A 22400-nucleotide genomic window follows, 5' to 3' on the forward strand; every position below is an offset into this window, starting at 1 on the left:
TGGCATTCTTTACAAAATTGATTCACCAGCTGTAAAAAAATCTCGGCAAAAGCCTAGTGGCATAATTTAAACAAACTATTCTAAAACAGCGGCTATTTGCGTCTAACTGAGAAAATATCGCTCACTTTTAACACCGTTTGAATTTGTTTGACATAGCACTTGCAAATCATAAAAAATATCACGACAATGACGTCATCAGAAATAAAATAACCACTCTAAAGAACGCTAGTACCAATAGCTTTCTCGGAGTAGTTATTTTTTTACGATTGCATACAAAAAAGGTTGGAACAAAATGTTCCAACCTTTTCGCGTGATACTTAATCTAAGATTAAGCATTTAGGTTCTGCTCCACAACATTCCCTAAACATATCGACTCACAAATCCGGTGAGCTGCTAAAAGCAGTAGATATCCCACTCATCTCGTAAAACGAGGTATACGACTCATCGCATGAAGTTATTATAACACATCTATTCACGGTTTAATAGAGGTTCGATATTGTCGAATTTTGGTCGTGATTTCACTGAATAACGACGTCAACATAAACCCAACGGCAATTGCACCTGCAACCAACAACACCCTAAAGGTATAAATGGCCGCCTTACTAACACTGCCTAGTACCATTTCATAAACAGCTTGATAAGCAGTCGCGCCTGGAACTAAGGGCACAATTCCAGGAATATTAAATAGGATTGCGGGCATTTTTTTCTTACGTGCAAAATAAAGGCCCATTAAACCTAACACCAACGAACCCATGACATTGGCGACCATGCGGCCACTGCCAATTCTATACAGGCTCCAAAAGGTCAGCCAACCCGCTAGCCCGCACCAGCCGCACGCATTCAGCGCTCGACGTGGAATATTAATCATAATAGCAAAGGCAATCGTTCCTACATAACTGAACGTTGTTTGCACAATCAGTTCCATCCAAATTGTCATAGTTTCACCTAAAAGAAAATTCTAAACGCTAAGCCAATACCTGCACCAATCGCACACGCTGTCATTCCCGCCTCAAGCGCACGCAATGTTCCAGTCATTAGATGCCCGGCAAACATATCTCGCAACGCATTCGTAAGCGGAACCCCGGGAACTAGCGGCATAATGGCACCTATTAAAACATTATTAATATTTTGCCCAAGGTGCAATTGTACCGCCAAGTACGCAATAAAACCGACCAAAAATGCTGCTACTAATTCGCTCAAGAATTTAACTCGCGTCCAAATATTGATGTAATAGTTAGCTAGAAACCCAAGGCCACCAATTACACCGCTAATAATCAGATCGTTCCAATCATAAACACCCGAAAACAAAATCATCATTGTCGAGCTGACCACAACCGAGGCCAAAAATTGTAACCATAACGGAAAAAGCGGCGTATTCTGATCAACATCTTCCAAAGCATCGTGTAACTCGCGTAGTGAAATTTGTTTTTCAGCGAACTTTCTTGATAATGTATTCACTCGCTGCACTTTTTCTAAGTTAATGGTACGCGAATTGATCTGCCGCAATTCAGAAACGGCTGAACCTTTAACACTAAAGAATAGTCCTGTCGGTGTTGTGTAAATCACACTATTTTCAACACCCGCGTTATGAGCGATGCGCGTAATTGTATCTTCAACCCGATACATTTCCGAACCGCTCTCAATCATAATTCGTCCAGCTAACAAGCACGTGTCAATCACTAACTGAATCCGCTCCGACGCCATTTCTGCTACAATCGTTTGCGCATCTCTCACCGCATAACCCCCGTTTCACCTAGCACCAATTCAACAACCTTCTAGTCACTGAGCTGGCAATAATATTCTAACTCAAAGTGTAACAAAAAAAATCGCATTTGTGCGGATAAAAAAGACCACAGTAAAATATTTTTACTGTGGTCACTAAATAAATCGATTAACATTTCTTTGATGATAAAACTGATTGGTTTTCAATACGGTCCTTATTAATCTGATCAAATCCGAAAATTGCTATGTCGCGGTTCTTCATGCCTGCGGGAAATGCGCTGGTGGAACGCTGCGAGCTTGGTTTGAGCCAAATAAAATTTAATTCGTCTTAATTGTGGACTTTGCTATAAGTACTAAGTCCTAAAATTGCTATGTCGCGATTCTTCGTGCCTGCGGGAAATGCGCTGGTGGAACGCTGCGAGCTTGGTTTGAGCCGAATTAAGCCCAATTCGTCTCAAACTCAAGCTTTCTTGTAAATGGTAAACCATTAACAAGAATTCCGCGGCTGACCGCGATTTCCCTCCGGCACTGACTAAAAAGATATAGTGGTGTGATTTAACTTCAAGTTTGTACTTCTCAAAATCAGAAGCAGTCCAACCACACGTCAATTCAGCGCTTACGCAAAGGTTGTCATCTTGCTTGTCTAATGGCGGCAAATAAATACCGCTCAGTAGTGACATTAATGTTAGCAATTTATTGCTTACATTAAGGCTCGTATTTGAGACGATTTGCCTTTCAATCGGCTCAAATCGATGCCCACTACGTTCCAGCGACAAGTATTTATTTGCCGCCACGGTACTCACCACATTCCATAAGCAACCTTTGCGCAAGCGCGAAGAACCACAACCTAACAGTTCTAATTATCACTATCTCAAGATCGCGTTAGCAAAAAACAGCGCCACAAAACAATGACATCATTCAAAAATCTAATCGTTATTTCTCCGCTTGTTCAATATCGTTAGCAATGTTATCGGCCGCAAAATCATGTGCCATAAATTCTGGGTCATCAAGTGGGAAATGCTGTTCTAAGGTCGTAAAAGCCTGCACCTGCACTTCTGCGTCATTAATCGTATAATCTAACACATGCCCACCAAAACCGTAACCAGCGGCTAAAAAATGGCTATGATAACCGCCGACTGCCACACCATTAAATAGTTGCGGCGCATAATAACTAATTAATGTACCTTCAATATCTTCAGCATTAAAAATCTTTTGTGCTTTAGCAGTTGCTAATAAAGTTGGATAGGGTGATTCTGACTTAGCAACTGCTCGCGTTTGTATCTTTTTAAAACGGCCACTCACTTTAACAGCAAAAAAAATATTTTGATAATGTGTTGCCGCCAAAATTTGTGTTTCCAGTTGCTTGCCAGCTAAATGATTCACGGCAAATAAAGACTTGAAGTCCGCAAAATGTGCATTAGCAAATGGTACTGTAAAGTTTGCAGATACAGCCTTAACTTCGCCAGTACTTCGCACCTGATAAGGTTGTCCATCAAGAATAATTAATTCACCATCTAACCCTTCGCCAGTGCCAATACCAGTATCACCATGTTGCAGCAGTTCACTCATCTTCAACGTTCCTTTTAATAGTCCGGGAACTAAAGTTGCTAAGGTACTGTGCTGATATAACGTTTTTTTATCGATCAAAATTGTCGCTCCTTAACTTAACCCTAGTTAAATTTATCGGGTAACATTTCCTTCGCTAATACAGCATTATCCGCGTAATCAACCGGAATATCGACAACAACCGGGCCTTCCGTGGCAAACGCTTGATCCAAGACAGCGCCTAATGAATGATCACGATCAACACGCAGCCCAGTAGCACCGAAACTCTCCGCATACTTGGCAAAATCAACTGGCCCAAATTTCACGCCAGATTCACGACCATACTTGGTCCGCTCTTGGAAACGAACCATGTCATAATAACCATCATTCCAAATTAATTGCACAATATTTAAATGTTCCCGAACAGCCGTCTCTAATTCTTGACCAGAGAAAAGAAAACCACCATCGCCAGAAACAGAGACGATTTGTGTATTAGGACGAACTAAAGCTGCCGAAATCGCCCAAGGTAAAGCAACCCCTAATGTTTGCATCCCATTGCTAAATAACAAATGACGTGGTTCATAACTACGAAAATGACACGCCATCCAAATGTAATGACTACCAACATCAACAGTTACCGTCATCGAATCATCAACACGTTGTTGCAATTCTTGAACAATACTTAGTGGATGAACTAAATCTGGATTTTCTGTAGCAGGTGGTACGTCACGCTTCTCTAGCTTATGACGTAAGCCGTTTAAATATTGATTCGTCTCTGGAGATAACGTGAAGCCCAAAGCAAACGCATTGCTAACAGCCTCTAAAGAAGTCGCAATATTACCTTGTAAAATTAAATCAGGTTGATAATCGGCAGTTAACTCTGGTAAAACACTGTCCAAGTTAATCACTTGTCCTTGACGATCATGATTCCAATTACGAGCTTCATATTCAATCGGATCATAACCAATCGCAATCACTAAATCACTCTGCTTCAAAAGTAAATCGCCTGGTTGATTGCGGAATAAGCCAACTCGACCGAAATAGGAATCTTCCAAATCGTGTGCAATAATTCCGGCACTTTGATATGTTTCAACAACTGGTAACGGAATTTTCTTCAAAAAGTGACGAATTCCAGCAGCTGTTTCATCATCAGAAGCCCGCATTCCCGCCAAAATTACTGGCAATTTAGCTGAACGAATGGCATCTGCTAGTTGCTTCAAATCAGTTGGGTCAGGCACACCTTGATGAACTGGTTTGGGTGCTTTCATGACTGGTCGAGTAACAGAATCACTCAAGACGTTTTGCGGTACCGAAAGGAAAGTAGCGCCTTTTTTTGCTTGCATCGAAATTTGATAAGCGTTGGAAAAAGCTTCAGATAAATTATTTGCATCTTGAATTTCAGCGGTAAATTTAGTTGTGGGTGCCATTAAAGCTGTATTAGCAATACTCTGATGAGTTAACCGTGCTAAATCATCACGCTTAACCTGACCACCAATGGCAACAATGGGATCGTTTTCTGCTGTGGCAGTAACTAGGCCAGTCGTTAAATTCGTTACGCCGGGGCCAGAAGTTACGGCGACAATTCCTGGTTTGCCAGTTAAGCGACCAATACCACTGGCCATAAAAGCGGCATTTTGTTCGTGCCGAACAATGATTAACCGTGGTGCTTTTGGATCATCACTATATTGAAGATCATCAAATAATTGATCAACTTTAGCCCCAGGAATGCCAAACACGTATTTAACATCGTGATTGATTAGTGATTGTGTAATGGCCTTAGCACCGTTCATTTTACTTTTAGTCATAAAAAAATCCCCCAAATCAAAAAACAGGTTAGTTAGTTTTTGTATGTTGCATTATCATGTTGAATTGTCAACTAAAATAGAATATCGCGAGTATGTTGAATTGTCAACTAAGATACGTTACGCTATTCTATAGTTAATTCGTGGAATCGCAAAATAAACTGGCACTACTTTTTGGAGGCATTTATATGGACAGTCTAGGCAATCTTGCTCAGGATATTTCAATCTTACATCGCCAATATTATAAAGACACAGGGAGCTTGTTTAAAGAATTAAGTTTAAATCCAACTGCTACCTGCATTTTATTAACAGTTAATGATCATCCTAATATTAACCAACAGGAAATTTCCGAACGTCTCGTGATCGATAAAAGCTTAACTGCCCGCGAGATCGATCGAATACAAAAATTAAACTATTTAAGCAAAGGTAGTGGCAAAGGCAAGTCCGTTACGATTAATCTGACTGATTTGGGCCGCAGTCTCATCCCACAACTACGTCATATTCGTGAACAATGGTGGGCAGATAAGTTTGCTGAAACCGGCATTAACCCTGATAGTCCTTTAATGAGCAGCATTCGAACTGTTGTTGAACAAATTACTGGCTACAATAATAATGCTAAGAAATAATTGTTGTATCGCACGAACTTCAGACCACTAAGCTTGCTGCCATTCAATTTCGTGGTAAAATTAATTAATAATTTTTAATTTAGCAAGGAGTCTTACATCTTGGAACTGTCCCCATACTGGCAGCAAATTGCAGACAAAACTCATCAAGAACAGCGATCATTCTTAAGTCTAGCCCCTATGGAAGCTGTCACTAACGCTGTTTTTCGTCAGGTCGTTGAAGCTGCAGCTGCACCCGACGTTATTAATACTGAATTCGTTAACGCGTTAAGCGTAACCCACCCACTGGCTAAATTCTCTGCACAAGGTCGGCTCTACATTTCTGATCAAGAAAAATTGAAACCAGTGATTCAACTTTGGGGTAATCAAGCTGAAGCCTTTCGCAAGGCAGCCTTTGCTGTTAAGGAACGCGGTTACCAGGCCATTGACATTAATATGGGCTGTCCAGACGCTACGGTCATCAAAAACCATGGTGGTAGTGATTTAATTCGTCATCCGGACGATGCTGCTGCAGTCATCGCCGCCACTAAAGAGGCCGGCTTACCTGTTAGTGTTAAAACTCGTCTTGGTTATAGTGAAACAAGTGAATTTGCAGACTGGATTCCTTTTTTGCTACACCAAGAAATTCAAGTACTTACTGTTCATGTTCGAACCCGACAAGAAATGAGCAAGGTCCCCGCACATTATGAATTGATTGATGAATTAGTAAAAATGCGCGATGAGTTTGCTCCTAATACATTGCTGGCAATTAATGGCGATGTCAGTGATCGTGACGCCGCTAATCAGTTAGCCGCTGAACATCCTGGTGTTGACGGCGTTATGATTGGCCGCGGTATTTTCAATAATCCATTTGCTTTTGAAGAACATCCTCATCAACATACTACTGCCGAGTTGATTGATCTATTACGATTACAATTAGATTTATTCGATGACTTCGCTACACGCTATGATTCACCAAGGTTCCCATCGTTGAAACGTTTCTTTAAGATCTATGTGAAACGAATTCCTCATTCAGCTGATTTGCGGGCGCAATTAATGGATGCAAAATCGACCGACGATGTTCGGTATCTTTTAAATCAGAGCGAAATTCTCAAATAACAATCTGCTAAAATACAAAGAACCAAAAATAAAGGGGCTAAATCCAAAAAATGGATTTAGCCCCTTTACTGTGAACTGTTGCAGTACTTTATAAATAACTTTATTTAGGTGTTATTTCCTGGGCAATAGCCGCATTCACAATCGCTTTTTCACTTTTAATCAAATCAACTCGCGCTTCAATAACTTTCTTATCCATTAGAATTTCTCGAGTTAAGCCTGGCGTATTAATCTTTGGCCCGAAGAATTGTTGATATTCAACCAAACGCGCCTGTGTCTTGAAGGCCTGACCAACAGCATTAACGTAAGTGGTAAAGCCCATACCACCACCGACTGTCTTTTCAAGCCAACGCCAATCACTTTGCAGCCAATCCCACGTAGCTTGTTGTGCGGCATCATTATTAAGCAGTGCTGGGACCCACGCACGTAAATCCTGAGGTTTAATCATAGCGGGGTTCTCTAAAGCAACAATAAGCTGCTCGATGAATTGCGCATCCGTAGTACTGGTTAAGGCAACTTGAAGATCGGTCTTGAAACTGGCATCACTAGATTTCGCATAAGTGGTCAATAGTTGAGCAAACAAGTCAGCATTACCATAATTTCTCACTTCGTTAGTCATGACTAGTGCCCGAACCTCTGCTGGTAAAGCGGCTAAGTTATCTTGGTTGGTCATAAATAAGTCATGAGTACCAGCCAATGCCACTTGGTTCTTAGCATATAACGCTGCTTTCAAAATTGCTGGACGAATAACCAAATCGTCTGCGCTATCTTCAGCACGATTTACGCAACCGAGACGTTCAACTTGTTTAGCACTTAATTCGCCAAAGAAAGTTTGCAAGTTTTTTTCTTCAGCACTATCCACTGTGACAAATTGTTGTAAATCGTTGGCTAAACGATACAGGCCAGTAATCACGATTGCTGATTGGCTATTAGCAAAACGGCGTAATAACGGTAAAGCAGCAGCAAAGGAAATTTGGCGTCCCTCCGCTAACAAACGCATATCTTGAATAATCTGCAATTGTGCAATGGCATCATATGAATCAACCTCAGCCATGATATCAGCCATTAAAGTGTCATCATACTTCACGATAAAGTGTGAGTTGTTACCGACATTTAAGCGGAACGCTTGACCATTATTCTGGCGTAAAGTGTGATAATCGCCTAATTGTACTGTTACGTCACGCATAATTGTTGGTGCTTCTTCATAATTACCATTCAAAGGAATCTGCCACAAACGGCCCTCATCCTTCCCCGCGCCAATGAAGAATTGCTTTTGGCTTAATGTTAATTGTCCGTCAACAACAGCTGCCGTAACAACAGGATACCCTGGTTGTTCCAACCATGAATCCATCATTGAACCAATCTTTTGTCCAGAGGCATCTTCTAGTGCTTGCCACAAATCAGCACCTGTTGCATTACCATAATGATGAGCAGCAAAATAATTTTTCAACCCTTCACGTAAAGCCTCGTTGCCAATTAACGAACGAACCATGACTAACATTCGTGACCCTTTGGCGTAAACAATCGCACTATCAAAAATAGCCGCAATTTCTGCCGGATTTTCCACCTGAACATGAACAGATTGAACACCGTCGGTTGCATCACGTTGCAATGCTCGCGGTACTTCAAGTGTTTGGAATGTTTCCCAAGCTTGCCACGTCGGTTCTAAGGCATCAACTGCCACGTATTCCATCATGTTAGCAAAACTTTCATTTAGCCAAAGATCGTCCCACCACTTCATCGTCACTAGATCGCCAAACCATTGATGGGCCAATTCATGTGTAACAGTTGTGGCAACATGTTGCTTAGTTGCCATCGAGGCATTGTCTGGATCAAAGAGTAAATATGATTCCCGATAAGTAACCAAGCCCCAATTCTCCATAGCGCCAGCAGAAAAATCTGGTAATGCTAACTGCCATGAATGTGGTAATGGATATGGTGTTTGATAGAAGTCCTCGAAAAACTCAATTGCTCGTTTGGCAATATCTAATGGGAAATCTAATTCATTTAGCGCGTGTGCTTTAGTAGTGAAGACACCAATTTTAACACCGCTCTTTGTTTCAGTTTGTTTGCTTTGTAAATCACCAAATGCAAAGGCCAGCAAGTACGTTGACATTCGCATCGTCGTGTCGAAATAATGAATCCCATTTTCAACACGATTTTCTGGCATGTTAGCTAGAATTGTTTCACCAGGTTGCTCATCATATTTAATGGCCAGATCAAAAGTTGCCTTAGCTTCTGGTTCATCAATACAGGGAAAGGCTTGTCGTGCGGACGCCGCTTCGAATTGTGTGCCAATAAGCTCTTGTTTAACACCGTCTAATTCATAGTACGATGGATAAATACCCATCATCGTATCTGTTAATGGTGCTGAATAAGCAATTGTCATTGTGACGGCACCACTTTGGGGCAATTCGATCCGAATTGCATCACTGGTATCATCAAGCGCGAATGGCACATCTCGGTTACCAATCTTAACTGATTCAATCGTCAAGAACTTTTGGTGAATGGCAATTTTTGATTGAATCGCTGCGCCGGTAATTGTTGATGTACCAGTAATTAATTTCTTTTGCCGGTCGATCTTAATCATCAAGTCATAATGTTCTGGCTTAAATAATTCGTAAAAATGGGTTGCTTCTGTCATGAGTTACCTCCTGTTATGTGTCGTTCATTTTTATTATAATGTTTTCACCGTCACTTCGCTATTTACATCGTTCATGGTATCAGCCAAGGACAAAGCAAACTGCCATAGAAAATCGAGTAAAAGTCAAGTTGCGCCTCCTAATCAATCATAACTGTCCTATTTAGCGCGCTTTAATCGCATAAAGCGCCGTAGTTAAGCTACCTGAACTAAAAATTTTATTTTACGACCGTAAAATAAAAGAACTGGAATATATGTCCCAGCTCTTTACTATTCTCACTAGATTGTTAGTTGTGCAATTGCTGCATTAACGTCATCTTTTTCACTTTCAACTAAGTCAACTCGTGTTTCAATCACCTTAGTATCCATCGTGATTTCTCGAGTTAAGCCCGGCGTGTTAAGCTTTGGTTCAAAGAATTCTTTAAACTCGGCTAGGCGTTGTGGTGTGTGGAAGACATTGGCGATTACTGTGATATAAGTTGTGAACTCCATATCACCACCGACAGTCTCTTGAAGCCAACCCCATCGATTGCGAATCCAGTCCCAAGCAGCTTGTTGACCATCTTTATTTGCTAAGAGGCGGTAGAACCAGCCCCGTAAATCTTGCGGTTTGATTGTATCAGCGTCTTCAAATTTTTCAATTAATTGAGCAATCAAGGCTGCATCACTCGTGCTAGTAATCGCTGCACTTAACCCAGATTGGTAACTGCTGTCAGAAGTGGTCTGGTAAGCTGTTAACAACTGGTCAAATAATTTAGCGTTACCAAAATGTTGAACCTCATTACGCAAAACATAAGGTCGAATATCAGCTGGTAAACTGCTCAATTCATTTTGATGAGCAACAAACAAATCATGTGCTGCAGCAATAGAATCAGGGTTTTCAGCATATAACGCTGCTACTAAAACGTAAGGTCGTGTTAATTGATCGTCATTTGACTCACCAGCTTTAGGCAGCCAGCCTAAACGAGTAACTTGTGCCGCACTTAGCTGATTGAATAACGTTTTTAATGATTCTTCTTCAACGGAATCAGGCGCGACAAACTTCTTCAGGTCATTAGCTACCCGATATAACGCCGTATTAACAATGTTAGACTGACTATCTGCGAATTGTAATAGCAACGGTACCACACTAGCATAGCTAATTTGGCGACCTTCTGCTAATAAACGTTGATCTTGCAAAATCTGCAATTGATCAATCGCAGATAAATTCGTCACATCGTTTAAAATATCATGCATTAAAACATCGTCATATTTCACGATGAAGTGTGAATCATTGCCTACGTTAACTCGGAATGGTACGCCGTTTTCTTTACGTAATTGCTGATAATCACCTAGTACGATTGTTTCGTCAGAGAAAATCTTTGGTGCAACGGCATAATTGCTATTCAATGGTACTTGCCATTGACGACCAACATCTTGACCGGCACCAACGAAGAATTGTTTCTGATTCAATGTTAATTGACTATCAACAACTGCCGCCGTAACGACTGGATAACCTGGTTGTTCCAACCATGAACTCATAATGGATCCAACATCAAGATTAGCAGCTGCACCTAACGCTGACCATAAATCAGCACCCGTTGCATTTCCATACTGATGCTTAGTGAAATAGTTTTTCAAACCAGCACGTAAGGCGTCATCACCAATTAAAGCACGCACCATCACTAGTAAGCGTGCACCTTTAGCATAAACGATTGCACCATCAAAGAGTGAATCAATTTCTGCAGGATCTTCTACTTGCACATGAACTGATTGCACACCGTCAGTTGCATCACGTTGTAATGCAGCAGGTGCTTCAGAAGTTTGGAAGACTTCCCAAATGTGCCAGTCTGGTTCTAAAGCATCAATTGCCACATATTCCATCATGTTAGCAAAACTTTCGTTTAACCAAAGATCATCCCACCACTTCATCGTCACTAAATCACCAAACCATTGGTGAGCTAGTTCGTGGGCGATGACAGTTGCAACATACTGTTTCACGCCCAGTGATGTATTATCAGGATCAATCAATAAACAAGCTTCACGATAAGTGACTAAGCCCCAGTTCTCCATAGCACCTGCGGAGAAATCTGGCAAGGCCAATTGCCATGAATGCGGTAAGGGATATGGTGTTTGATAGAAGTCTTCATAGAATTCAATTGAGCGCTTCGCAATATCCAAGGCAAAGTCTAATTCATTAGCCTTATGAGCTTTAGTCGCAAAGACCCCAATTTTAACGCCGCTCTTAGTTGTGGTTTCCTTAGCGCGCATGTCGCCAAAAGCAAACGCAATCAAGTAAGTTGACATCCGAACAGTCGTATCGAAATAATGAACGCCGTTTTCTGTCTTAATCTCAGGCATATTGCCTAAAACAGTCTCGCCCTCATGCTCATCGAATTTAATAGCCACATCAAAAGTTGCCTTAGCTTCCGGTTCGTCCACACATGGAAAAGCTTGACGAGCAGCGTTGGTTTCAAATTGAGTCCCAATTAATTGCTTTTTGACACCATCTAACTCGTAATATGATGGATAAATACCCATCATCGTATCTGTTAATGGCGCCGTATAATCGATTACTACCGTCACTTTACCAGCATTTGGCAGCGTAACATTAATCGCATCTTGATCATTATCAACTGCGAAAGGAACAGCCTGATCCGCAACTTTCACCGAGTTAATGGTCAAATACTTTTGATGAATTGCAATTGCGGTATCCTTTGCTTCACCAGTAATGATACTTTGACCACTAATTGTTTTTGTCTCGCGATTAATATCGATATAAAGATTATAATGCGATGGTTGGAAAAGTTCATAGAAATGCGTAAATTCAGCCATACTCTTACCTCTACTTTTATTAGAATAAAATTATTATACAACTTTATCGAAAACGTTGCTATTAACGGCAATAATAATTTGTTTAAACGACTTTTCTGTTAGTTTAATTCACTATTTATGAGAATACGTATATGGAACATGCGCAGTTTGTGGTACTTGATCCCATTGCACCAGATAACCAGCACCATGCGCGCAAAAAACTGAACCGGGAACATTATCTAAATCCGTCACCGGATCGTATTGCGTTGCCGCAACAATTGCTGCAGCGTTGTGACAGGGACGATAACCGGCCACGACACATTCTAGTTGTCCTAATCCATGAGTGTAAGCTTGGACATCTTGAGCATAAGCTTGCATTTGTTCAACCGGAGCTGTACCAGTTAAAGTCGTCATTAACGCTGTTGGTGTGGTATTCGTCGTTTCACTAGTCGACATATCTAATTCACCATGCATGCGTTGAATATCGTTCATCGCCCGACCAACCTGGTTTTGATCAACCGTTAAACGGAAACGATACCACGGTTCCAATAATTGGCAATGATTAGTTGCTTTTAACATCATTAGACCCTGACGCACCGCACGCCACGTTGCCTCGCGAAAATCACCACCAACTGTGTGCACAATGCTGGCGCGACCGGAAATTAACGTCACTTTCATATCGGTGATTGGCGCACCGATCAAAACGCCTAAATGTTCTTTAGCTTGTAAACTGGTCAAAATTTGGTGCTGCCAATTACGGCCCAACATTTCTAGTGAACAATCGCTAGCAAACGTTAAACCACTATTCGCCGGTGCCGGTGTCATTAACAAATGCACTTCAGAATAATGCCGCAACGGTTCAAAATGACCAACACCTTCAACTGCGGCTGTGATTGTTTCTTTATAAAGTACATGTCCTTTACCAAAACCGACCATTAAATGATAGCGATCGGCCAAAAGTTGCTGCAAGATTTCCAATTGAACTTGCCCCATGATCTGTACATGTAGCTCTTGTATATTTTTCAACCAAGTGACATGAAGTTGCGGATCTTCATCTTCTAATTGTCGTAATGCTGCTAAACAAGCCTGAATTTCTTCACCTTGTGGATCCAGTGCATAATTCAAAACTGGTTGGATCATTGGTGGGGTATTATTAGTTGCTGCACCTAATCCTTGTCCTGGATAGGAGGTTGTTAGTCCCGTCACCGCTGCAACGCCACCAGCTTGAATTTCTGACGCAGTGGTGAACTTTGCACCATTGTAAATGCGAATTGCGTTGACCTTTTGTTCGGCCAGCAGAACATCTTTAGTGTGCATAACACCACCAAGAACTCGAACCCAAGTTAAACGCTCATCTTTATCCGTGTGCGAAATTTTGAACACCCGCGCGGCAAAATCAGTCGTTGGCGTTGCTGCTTTACTCCAACGCTCTAGACCAGCTAATAAAGTTTCAACGCCGTGCAGCTTTAAAGCCGAGCCGAAATAAACCGGGAACAATTTGCGCTGGCGAATTAAAATTTGTACTGTTTCATCAGAGATTGCACCAGTCCTCATTAATTCATCTAACGCTGCTTCATCACATAAACCAATCTCTTCATAATTAGCCGCAGAAATTTCAGTCGTTAAGTCATCGTTTCCCGAATAAGCGTTGAAGGCGACACAATTAGCTGTCAATTCCTTTTGCACTTGTGTCAAAACTTGCTGCTGATCAGCTCCAGCAGCGTCCATTTTGTTCACAAAAATAAACGTTGGCACTTGATAATGGGCTAACAAATCCCACAAGGTCCGTGTGTAGCCTTGAATACCATCCGTGGCCGAAATTACCAAAATCGCGTAATCTAAAACACTTAGAACCTGTTCAGTTTGGGCCGCAAAATCCACATGTCCGGGCGTATCTAGCAAGGTTAATTTTAAATCATTAAATTGAACACTTGCTTGATGAGAAAAAATCGTAATGCCTCGTTTCTTCTCTAGAGCATCAGGATCTAAAAAGGCGTCACCATTATCGACTCGACCCAATTTACGCAACGCACCTGTTTGGTACAGCATCGCCTCAGATAGCGTCGTTTTACCAGCATCAACGTGCGCCACAATCCCTGCAACAATCTCTTTCATAGTTGCCGTTCCTTTCTTAACACCACCTGTTAATTATCCCACAGAATAAGCGCTAACCACAGGAAAAATAATTAAATTAATCTGGTCCTAATTCTAATCAATAAAAAACGATTTGATCTGAGAAAACTTTCCCAAATATCAAACCGTTTAAAACTTTATATTTTTCTCAAATGTAACAGAAAACTAGGCGCGTTGATAGTTCACGCATCAATTTCCGGCGCTTTGCCTAAATGCGCTTGAATCATCCAAATCCGTTTTTCTGTCGCCGTCTTAAATTCGATAAAGATATCTTGTGTTGAATCGTCGCCTTCAGCACCAGAAATCTCAATTCCTTTTTGATAAAGGTCGGCCAAATAGCGGTAATCCTTAACTAAGGTTGCTAAACGCTCTGTCATCGTGTGATCCCAAGTGCCCGTTTCATCGGTAATCTCAGTATGGTCAGCCATTTCTTGTAATGTTGAAAATGGGGCACCATCTAAAGTAATTAATCGTTCTGAAACGACGTCTAATTGATCATTGATATCATCCATAAATTTATCCATCATGGGATGCAAGGTTAAAAAGCCGTTACCACGCATATACCAATGAGTTTGATGAATCACCATCGACATTTGACTCAAATCAGCAACGAGCTGATTCAAAACCGCTTTAGTTTTTGTGTACTTCATTTTGTGGCCTCCTCTAATTTATCTTACCCAATTAATGATAGATGAACGGCGACATGAAGTACAATTAAACGCTTTATTAGAATTGTAATTACTTAATTCCACCCAAAGTCACAACATCGCGAGCAATCATCAATTCTTCATTTGTTGGTACAACTAAAACTTTTACTTTTGAACTTGATGTACTGATCATTTGTTCGACACCATGAGTTGTTGCATTAACTTTTTCATCAATTTCGATACCTAAATAACTTAGTGCGTGTGCGATCCGACTGCGAATTTCCGCCTCATTTTCACCAATTCCTGCTGTAAAAACTAATGTATCTAACCCATTCATTTGGGCGGTATAGGCACCAATATATTGGACAATTCGATCAATAAAAATTGCTACTGCAACTTTAGCTCGAGGATTAGTTGCCTCACTGGCCAATAAATCACGCATATCTGAAGAGACACCTGATAATCCTGGCAGACCAGATTTAGTATTTAACAAATCGATGGTCTGTTCAGCAGATAAATCAAGTTTTTCTTCCAAAAAAGCGACTAATGAAGCATCGATATCACCAGAACGCGTGCCCATGGTGGCGCCTGCTAACGGTGTGAAGCCCATACTCGTGTTAAATGATTGACCATCTTTGATTGCATCAAGCGAAACCCCATTACCTAAATGAGCAATGACCATTTTTAAATTAGTTAGCGGTTGCTGCAATAACTCGGCAGTTCGTTGAGAAACATAACGATAACTTGTCCCATGAGCACCATACTTACGCGCGCCGTATTCTTCGTAGTATTCATAAGGAATACTGTACAAATAGTTAACTGCTGGTAATGTTTGATGAAACGATGTGTCAAAAACGGCCACTTCTGGAACGTTCGGTAAGGCTGTCATAAAAGCACGAATGCCAGCTGCTTCAGCTGGATTATGCAATGGCGCATATTCTGCTAATGATTCAATTTGTTCTAAAACCTGTTCATCGATCAATATTGATTGGTGGAAGATTTCGCCACCGGCCACTACTCGGTGACCGACGCCAACAATTTCGGAAAAATCTGTGATAATCTGGTTTTCAGTTAGCGCCTTAAGTAACATTTCCACAGCAACTTGATGAGAAGAAACGCATAATTCTTGTTCCCATTTTTGACCATTCGCAATAACTTTAATCTCACCAAGTTTTTGACCAATTCGTTCAGCAGATCCCTTGGCAATAACCTGTTCAGCGGGCATTTCAAATAATCGCCATTTTAAAGATGAACTTCCCGCGTTGATTGCAAGTATTTTCGACATAACAACAGCTCCTTGAATAGGCACCAATATATAATAAGAAAGTTATTGTTTCATCGCCTATATATCTTATGATAAACAATATCATACTGAAAAAAATTTCAAAAAGCAATCAAGATGCAGCTTATAATAACGCTGTTTTATAAGCGAACGGATACAATCATTCCCGCAAAAAAATATTAAACTTCTAAAATTTAAGGATAATTCATGATACGATAATAGATATTAAATTCACTGAAAGTAACACGAGGAACAACTGACCATGAAAAAAGCAATTCACGCTTACGAACAACCTGTATTCGGCGCCTTATTGACCATGACCGCCGGGGCAATGGATGCTTATTCATATTTACTTCACGGAAAAGTTTTTGCTGGTATGCAAACGGGAAATCTAATCCTGTTAGGTATTCGTTTGGGTGAGCGGCAATTTAATCTATGCTGGCGTTATGCTATTTCTTTGCTGGCATTTTTTACCGGTACGTTAATTGTACGAATTTTTCAGCGCAACAAGCTGTTCAAAACTCACGGGACTAAAGGACGTCAAATTATCCTGCTATATCAAGCTTCATTATTAATTCTAGTCGCAATTCTAGGAACTCATATTTCTAACTTTGGTGCGACAATTATTTTGTCTATTGCTGCGGCAGGAGAGTTACAAGCATTTCATCAACTAGACGGTGTGCCCTTTACACCACTGATGATGACCGGAAATTTACGAACACTTGCCGAAACAACTTGGGACACTGTTGTTTATCACGAATCCGCGGCCAGGCATCGCTTAAGCACGACCTTATTAATCTTTATTGCCTTTACGATTGGCTCTGCTTTAATCGCTGTAACAATTCCTTATTTAGGAACTGCAGCAATCTTAATTCCTGCCGTCATTCTACTATTAGCCTGGTTAAAATTAGCACATTAAGTACCATATCGTCGTTATATCGATCGTTTTTTACTTCTTCGTAAAGTAAATGATCACTGAATTCCCAGTGCAAAATAAAAGTCGTCTAACTTAAATAATATTGAAGTTAGACGACTTTTTTACTTATTCAATTGTACGTTAATTTTTACAAAAATTCGGTTAACGTCTTAGCGTCATAACGATCAGTCTTCAGAATCTTCTCGCCAGTTGCAGGTTTACCAATTGCAATCGCCATTACTGGCACAAAGCGTTTCTCATCCAAGCCCAATGTTGAAATAATTGTTTTGAAATCATAGCCGGACCAAGCGTTAGCCTCGTAACCGTGAGCGCGAGCCGCTAATAACAGTTGCATACCCACCATTGAACCATCAATTGTGGCGTCCAATGTCAAAAATTCTGGTGATGCATTCTCATATAATGGTAAGAAGGTATTAAAAATTGAGTCAAGTTTGGCTTTATCAATTTTACCCGCTTCATATACTTTCGTCCAAACATCCCGATAAACTTTATGTGATTGAGTATCGCCGGCAACGAAGATAATTGCTGAACTTGTGTCGATTTGGGGATAGTTGAATTTCATCGCTGATTTTTTCAACTGTTCCTTGCCCTCAGGCGTATCAATTACAACGAAGTGCCATGATTGTAAATTACAAGCTGATGGAGCCGTTGTTGCTTGAGCAATCATTTCTTGCAATTCATCTCGTGAAATTTTGACACTAGGATCAAATTTACGAACAGAGTGACGGTTAAGCATCACATCTGCAAAATCATTATTAACTAATTGTGCCATTAAAAATGCCTCCAAAAAGATTAAATTTTATAACTAGTAGCCTGCGAATTAAGGACACCGCGATTAAAGCAACTTGTCAGCAAACATGATGTTGCAACATTCGTATCTACCCGCTCTTATTGTAACGTATTATGCATGGCAGCGATATCAAAATGATACCAACTTTAATACTTATTTACCTGCACGCTGTCAGTTATGTCAGCTGGCTGGAACTTATTTTAATACTTTACTAGCTGAATCCAGTATCGTTTACCGAACCAAAACTTTTTATTTTATCCGGCCATAATTTTTAACAGCGTGATTTGATTAGTCACACCTTAACTTCTGTGCGATTAAATGCATTGACAAATAAAACTCGTGGAATTATAATTTCCATAGAAATAATAATTCCACGAAAGAAGCTATCTTATGACAAATATTGTACTTTTAGGCGGCAATGGTTATCTCGGCCGTGAACTCAGTAAACAATGGTTAGCCCGCAATCCGCAAGCGGCGCTCTATATTGTTTCGCGCTCTGGTAACAATCAATTCCAAAACTCGCAAGTCTATAACTTAAAGGCTGATGTTACTGACTTCAACGCTGTTAACGCATTGCTTCCCGATCAGGTTGATTATATCGTCGATTTAATCGGTGCGCCCGCCAAGGACCCGCAACAATTAATCAATATTAACCAAAAGCCTGCAGACGTAATGCAAAAGATTGCTGAACAAAAACAAGTCAAATCAATGGGAATAATTGGTGGTATTCTCGGACCCAAGTCATTCGTTACAATCAAAGCTAAATTAATTCGGCAGCTCAAACAATCAACGATCCCTTTGGCCTATGTTGAACCGACGTTAGTTTATGGCGCTGGTCGTTCTGATTCGATGGCAAAGATGGTTCCTCTGCTTAAATTCTTTGGTATTTTTAGTCGGAAATTAAAACCGGTAACAGTAACGTCCGTTGTCTAGCAACTACTCAATCAATTATTAGAGGCGTAATTATGCACTTACCTAAGAATTTTGAAACAAGTGTTTTCGTGTTACTAATCTTAGCGACACAAAAGCAACATCTACCGCTGAAAAGTACCCAACTTAGTAATTTATTACAAGTTTCTGATTCATCATTGAAAAAAACATTGCGCAAACTCGTCGTGGCAGATTTGATCTCCTCTGATGCTAAACGTGATGGCGGCTTTACGCTAAAAAAGCCTATTACTAAGATCACACTAGCCAACGTCTTGTTGGCAGTTGAAGATGAGCAATTATTTGATTACGAATCGTCCACTTTAGCAACAACTTTATTCCCGCATTTACAACATGTACAACAAAGTGAACAACTCATTAGCCAAACCCTCGATCAAGGTGCTGCAGCGTTTACTCAAGCGTTGCAAAAGGTTACGCTAGATCAGTTATTAGAGACTGATACTTTTCAAAGCGGCGTGATTAATTGGCAAGCACGATTTGAATCTTTTTAAAATATTTCGACACAATCGATCTAATTTGAAACAGACGATTGCAATCGATATAACAGATTATTAATTCTAAAAAGCACATCCTTATTATTTTACCAGCAGTTCATCGCTAGTAAAAAATATCGGACATGCTTTTTTATTTACAATTGTTGGGGAAACCATTGTTGTGGTCGCTTGGTGAACCGTTCATTAAAATAATCGGCCTGTTCAATCGATAAACTTTCAAAAAAATCATTCTCTGCATAAACACCAGGGATTGAGCTTAGTCCTTGTGGTTGCAATTCATAACCCATTAAGAAGTTCGGTGTTGTGCCATCAGCCAATGTGATTCCGAAATGGTCTGTAGTTTGAAAACCTTGGCGTAAATAAAAGCTAGGTACACCAGTCATGACGATACCACGATAATTAGCTTGCGTTGCTAACACCAAAGTTTCTTTTAATAGCTTGGTCCCAATTCCAGAGCCCTGCCAATGAGGTGCGACACCTAATGGTCCAAAAGTTAGAATTGGTACTTCTCGATCAACTTGCTGGATAATTGCTTTTGAGTAAAAAATACCGCCAACAATCTCACCGTTCACAACGGCGATACGACTCAACTCCGGCAAATAAATAGGCGATTGCCGCAACTCGTGCACTAAATAGGCATCCTGACTTCCTGGTTGAAACTTATTCCAAAAGGCCTGATTAATCATTGACTCAACTTCAGCAAAATCTTTTTCTGTTTCTTGACGAATTTTCAATGTCGTCAATTTTAACGGTTGCGGCCGTTGCCACACTAGATTCGCACCAATCGCTTGAAAATTATTTTTTAAAAACAAGTCACGATTTACTGGATCGATTAAAATAATTCGTTGCCGATTTTCTAATGCTGCTTGTTCCAGAACTAAATCAATAAGAGCCTGACCACTATCATCAGTGGTAACTTCGAAGGCGACAATTTGTAATGTATTGGTTGCTCCATCTGGGATTGTTTCAACAACTGCGATTAATTGGGCTTGCTGATAAATACCCCAGGCGCTATCATCAGCGCGGTGACTAACATAGTGTGACCATTGCTCACGAGTTAAATGTTTGATTGGTAGTAACGCCATTGGTTAATGAACTCCTTCACCATAAAATTAACGCATTATAAAATTAGCGTTGTTTGAAAGGCAATAACAGCCTGACCGGCAATCTTTACAAGAACAGGTTTACCGGATTTCACCTCAACTAGAACCTCAATTCTACCAGGCCGGCCAAGTGCCTCGCCTTGAATTGCTGTAAAAGAAAATTGATCACCTTGTACTGCCACTAAATGATGCATAACCAAATATGCGCCTAATGGTCCGTTGGTTGCCGGTAACTGGATCTTCGACAATACCGCTAGCCGGTGCAAACATGCGGCCATGAACTAGATTTTCCTGACCCGGTGTCAAAACAAAGGCATAATAACCATTACATTTTATTTGTTGACTGATCGCTGCTAACTTAGTCAAATCAGGTTGTAGATTATTTAATTGCACTAAATCATTCAAGCCAATTAGCACCTTACCATTGCCAGTTGAAACGATTTGCAACGGACAATCGGATCGCAAATCGGAAACCTTTAGTCCTAGTGCGGCTAAAATCTCATTTTGAAAATCTGCACTTAACACCGGACCAACTTCAATCGAGCCTTGCGTCATAACGACGCGATAATCGTCGGCAGTTTGTATTGTTGTCACTGGCAAAATACCAACTTGCGTCTTTTGCAATAGTTGCGTCACACCTTGTAATCCTTGTTCTTGAGCATTAACGTAATGCGTCGCAATTGTTGCATGACCACAAGTTGGCACTTCGACTGTTGGTGTAAAAAATCGAACCCGTAAATCATAATCAGTACGACGATCATGAAAGACAAACGCCGTTTCTGAATTATTTAGTTCACGAGCAATTTGTTGCATCTGCACGGTTGTTAAACCGTCTGCATTAATTACTACACCAGCAGGATTACCCGTAAACTTTGTTTGAGTGAACGCATCAACCTGATAAACACGATATTCTTTGACCATCGCTAATCTACCTCTTCGCTGACATTCTTGAGTGCCCTTATTTATATTTTACACGAATTCAGCAATAATACGCAGCTGGTTTCTTTCAATTCACCCCATACTTAACTGCCAATAAAACTTATTGACACATTAGCAAATAATATCCACACTAAATAGTAGCGTTAACTTAAAAGGCGGTTTGTGTAATGATTTGGTTATTAATTGTTGTTCCAGCTTTAATTGCTGGACTGGTTCAGGGACTAACTGGTTTTGGTGCGGTAATTATTATGATGATCTTTTTCCCATCAATTTTGCCGATGGACAAAGCTGCCGGCATTGGTGGCGTTATTATGTTAACTAGTGTATTAGCCTTGACTATTCGTTATCGTCACGAATTCAAACCTAAACGAGTCCTAGTTCCCTTTTTAGTTTATGCGACCGTTGCAACCTGGTCTGTGCACCTAGGCAGCGTTTTGGACACGCACCTTTTGCGGTTAATGTTAGGCGGCTTATTGGTTGCACTCAGTTTGTATTTTATTTTTTCAAAAAGTGCGGGTAGTCAAAAATACCCCTGGTACATCGCCGGTTGTTTCATGATCATCTCTGGCTTTTTCAATGGCCTCTTTGGGATTGGTGGACCATTAATGGCCTTATATTTCTTATCTCTGTCTAGTTCCATGCCCGATTATATTGGAAATATTCAGGGTTTCTTCTTAATTGATGCTGTTTATATTACTAGCGTGCGTATTGCTAATGGTATTTTAGCTACACCAGACATTCCGTATATTCTTGCCGGCATGGTCGCCGCAACAATCGGTACAGTTATTGCGACTAGGTTATCAACACGTTGGGATTTAACCACGATTAAACCGTGGATTTATGGTTTTATCGGCCTTAGCGGTATTTATTACTTATTTTTCTAATCACAGTTTTAAAAAAGCAATT

At 40.5% G+C, this 22400-nt stretch carries 18 protein-coding genes and 1 pseudogene; 6 read left to right on the top strand and 13 right to left on the bottom strand.

What is annotated here, in order from left to right:
• Nucleotides 1–472 precede the first annotated feature (472 nt).
• The 5 genes from EKM65_RS01195 to alsS all read right to left on the bottom strand — a co-directional run bounded on the left by EKM65_RS01195 (nt 473) and on the right by alsS (nt 5072).
• A complete protein-coding gene (locus EKM65_RS01195) occupies nt 473–937 on the bottom strand; it encodes a threonine/serine exporter family protein (RefSeq protein WP_125604676.1) in 465 nt (154 codons plus the stop codon).
• Nucleotides 938–945: 8 nt separating this feature from the next.
• Complete coding sequence (locus EKM65_RS01200) at nt 946–1704, bottom strand: threonine/serine exporter family protein (protein ID WP_125604845.1); 759 nt, start codon at nt 1702–1704, stop codon at nt 946–948.
• 371 nt (nt 1705–2075) lie between these two features.
• Nucleotides 2076–2516 (bottom strand): hypothetical protein, encoded by a 441-nt coding sequence (locus tag EKM65_RS01205; protein WP_125604678.1) that lies wholly within the window; start codon nt 2514–2516, stop codon nt 2076–2078.
• Nucleotides 2517–2655: 139 nt separating this feature from the next.
• Entirely contained in the window at nt 2656–3369 is a 714-nt protein-coding gene (budA, locus tag EKM65_RS01210; RefSeq protein WP_191987306.1) for an acetolactate decarboxylase, read from the bottom strand.
• Nucleotides 3370–3392: 23 nt separating this feature from the next.
• Nucleotides 3393–5072, bottom strand: coding sequence for an acetolactate synthase AlsS (gene alsS, locus EKM65_RS01215; protein ID WP_125604682.1), 1680 nt, complete (start codon nt 5070–5072; stop codon nt 3393–3395).
• A 185-nt stretch (nt 5073–5257) separates the two neighbouring features.
• Between alsS and EKM65_RS01220 the strand changes: the two genes are divergently transcribed.
• Together EKM65_RS01220 and EKM65_RS01225 are read left to right on the top strand one after the other, a co-directional pair.
• A complete protein-coding gene (locus EKM65_RS01220; protein WP_125604684.1) occupies nt 5258–5695 on the top strand; it encodes a MarR family winged helix-turn-helix transcriptional regulator in 438 nt (145 codons plus the stop codon).
• Nucleotides 5696–5794: 99 nt separating this feature from the next.
• Nucleotides 5795–6790, top strand: coding sequence for a tRNA dihydrouridine synthase (locus EKM65_RS01225; protein ID WP_125604686.1), 996 nt, complete (start codon nt 5795–5797; stop codon nt 6788–6790).
• A gap of 100 nt (nt 6791–6890) precedes the next feature.
• Here EKM65_RS01225 and EKM65_RS01230 read toward each other — a convergent pair whose 3' ends face one another.
• From EKM65_RS01230 to EKM65_RS01250, 5 genes are all read right to left on the bottom strand, one after another.
• Complete coding sequence (locus EKM65_RS01230; RefSeq protein WP_125604688.1) at nt 6891–9431, bottom strand: M1 family metallopeptidase; 2541 nt, start codon at nt 9429–9431, stop codon at nt 6891–6893.
• Between the two features lie 276 nt (nt 9432–9707).
• Nucleotides 9708–12242, bottom strand: coding sequence for a M1 family metallopeptidase (locus EKM65_RS01235; RefSeq protein ID WP_125604690.1), 2535 nt, complete (start codon nt 12240–12242; stop codon nt 9708–9710).
• 111 nt (nt 12243–12353) lie between these two features.
• The gene (locus EKM65_RS01240) at nt 12354–14336 is read right to left on the bottom strand and encodes an elongation factor G (RefSeq protein WP_125604692.1); all 1983 of its coding nucleotides are present in this window, start codon (nt 14334–14336) and stop codon (nt 12354–12356) included.
• Nucleotides 14337–14536: 200 nt separating this feature from the next.
• Entirely contained in the window at nt 14537–15004 is a 468-nt protein-coding gene (locus EKM65_RS01245) for a Dps family protein (RefSeq protein WP_125604694.1), read from the bottom strand.
• A gap of 88 nt (nt 15005–15092) precedes the next feature.
• A complete protein-coding gene (locus EKM65_RS01250; protein WP_125604696.1) occupies nt 15093–16286 on the bottom strand; it encodes an acetate/propionate family kinase in 1194 nt (397 codons plus the stop codon).
• 259 nt (nt 16287–16545) lie between these two features.
• Between EKM65_RS01250 and EKM65_RS01255 the strand changes: the two genes are divergently transcribed.
• Entirely contained in the window at nt 16546–17202 is a 657-nt protein-coding gene (locus EKM65_RS01255) for a YoaK family protein (protein WP_125604698.1), read from the top strand.
• A 145-nt stretch (nt 17203–17347) separates the two neighbouring features.
• Here EKM65_RS01255 and EKM65_RS01260 read toward each other — a convergent pair whose 3' ends face one another.
• Nucleotides 17348–17992, bottom strand: coding sequence for a nitroreductase family protein (locus EKM65_RS01260; RefSeq protein WP_125604700.1), 645 nt, complete (start codon nt 17990–17992; stop codon nt 17348–17350).
• A gap of 408 nt (nt 17993–18400) precedes the next feature.
• Between EKM65_RS01260 and EKM65_RS01265 the strand changes: the two genes are divergently transcribed.
• Together EKM65_RS01265 and EKM65_RS01270 are read left to right on the top strand one after the other, a co-directional pair.
• Nucleotides 18401–18943 (top strand): NAD-dependent epimerase/dehydratase family protein, encoded by a 543-nt coding sequence (locus EKM65_RS01265; RefSeq protein WP_125604702.1) that lies wholly within the window; start codon nt 18401–18403, stop codon nt 18941–18943.
• Between the two features lie 32 nt (nt 18944–18975).
• Nucleotides 18976–19449, top strand: coding sequence for an Rrf2 family transcriptional regulator (locus tag EKM65_RS01270; RefSeq protein ID WP_125604704.1), 474 nt, complete (start codon nt 18976–18978; stop codon nt 19447–19449).
• A 137-nt stretch (nt 19450–19586) separates the two neighbouring features.
• Here EKM65_RS01270 and EKM65_RS01275 read toward each other — a convergent pair whose 3' ends face one another.
• On the bottom strand, nt 19587–20537 hold the full coding sequence (locus tag EKM65_RS01275) for a GNAT family N-acetyltransferase (protein ID WP_125604707.1): 951 nt from the start codon (nt 20535–20537) through the stop codon (nt 19587–19589).
• Between the two features lie 35 nt (nt 20538–20572).
• Nucleotides 20573–21476 (bottom strand): annotated as a pseudogene (locus EKM65_RS01280) (PhzF family isomerase).
• A 185-nt stretch (nt 21477–21661) separates the two neighbouring features.
• Between EKM65_RS01280 and EKM65_RS01285 the strand changes: the two are divergent.
• A complete protein-coding gene (locus EKM65_RS01285) occupies nt 21662–22378 on the top strand; it encodes a sulfite exporter TauE/SafE family protein (RefSeq protein WP_125604709.1) in 717 nt (238 codons plus the stop codon).
• Nucleotides 22379–22400: the final 22 nt, after the last annotated feature.

The sequence above is a fragment of the Lapidilactobacillus bayanensis genome, assembly GCF_003946695.1.
GTDB classification, from domain to species: domain Bacteria; phylum Bacillota; class Bacilli; order Lactobacillales; family Lactobacillaceae; genus Lapidilactobacillus; species Lapidilactobacillus bayanensis.

Excerpts from the sequence above, each read along its gene's own strand:
- EKM65_RS01220 (WP_125604684.1), top strand. The coding sequence starts at position 5,258 with ATGGACAGTCTAGGCAATCTTGCTCAGGATATTTCAATCTTACATCGC.
- EKM65_RS01265 (WP_125604702.1), top strand. The coding sequence starts at position 18,401 with ATGACAAATATTGTACTTTTAGGCGGCAATGGTTATCTCGGCCGTGAA.
- EKM65_RS01240 (WP_125604692.1), bottom strand. The coding sequence starts at position 14,336 with ATGAAAGAGATTGTTGCAGGGATTGTGGCGCACGTTGATGCTGGTAAA.
- EKM65_RS01245 (WP_125604694.1), bottom strand. The coding sequence starts at position 15,004 with ATGAAGTACACAAAAACTAAAGCGGTTTTGAATCAGCTCGTTGCTGAT.
- EKM65_RS01275 (WP_125604707.1), bottom strand. The coding sequence starts at position 20,537 with ATGGCGTTACTACCAATCAAACATTTAACTCGTGAGCAATGGTCACAC.
- EKM65_RS01285 (WP_125604709.1), top strand. The coding sequence starts at position 21,662 with ATGATTTGGTTATTAATTGTTGTTCCAGCTTTAATTGCTGGACTGGTT.
- alsS (WP_125604682.1), bottom strand. The coding sequence starts at position 5,072 with ATGACTAAAAGTAAAATGAACGGTGCTAAGGCCATTACACAATCACTA.
- EKM65_RS01250 (WP_125604696.1), bottom strand. The coding sequence starts at position 16,286 with ATGTCGAAAATACTTGCAATCAACGCGGGAAGTTCATCTTTAAAATGG.
- EKM65_RS01255 (WP_125604698.1), top strand. The coding sequence starts at position 16,546 with ATGAAAAAAGCAATTCACGCTTACGAACAACCTGTATTCGGCGCCTTA.
- EKM65_RS01270 (WP_125604704.1), top strand. The coding sequence starts at position 18,976 with ATGCACTTACCTAAGAATTTTGAAACAAGTGTTTTCGTGTTACTAATC.
- EKM65_RS01195 (WP_125604676.1), bottom strand. The coding sequence starts at position 937 with ATGACAATTTGGATGGAACTGATTGTGCAAACAACGTTCAGTTATGTA.
- EKM65_RS01200 (WP_125604845.1), bottom strand. The coding sequence starts at position 1,704 with ATGGCGTCGGAGCGGATTCAGTTAGTGATTGACACGTGCTTGTTAGCT.
- EKM65_RS01235 (WP_125604690.1), bottom strand. The coding sequence starts at position 12,242 with ATGGCTGAATTTACGCATTTCTATGAACTTTTCCAACCATCGCATTAT.
- EKM65_RS01260 (WP_125604700.1), bottom strand. The coding sequence starts at position 17,992 with ATGGCACAATTAGTTAATAATGATTTTGCAGATGTGATGCTTAACCGT.
- EKM65_RS01230 (WP_125604688.1), bottom strand. The coding sequence starts at position 9,431 with ATGACAGAAGCAACCCATTTTTACGAATTATTTAAGCCAGAACATTAT.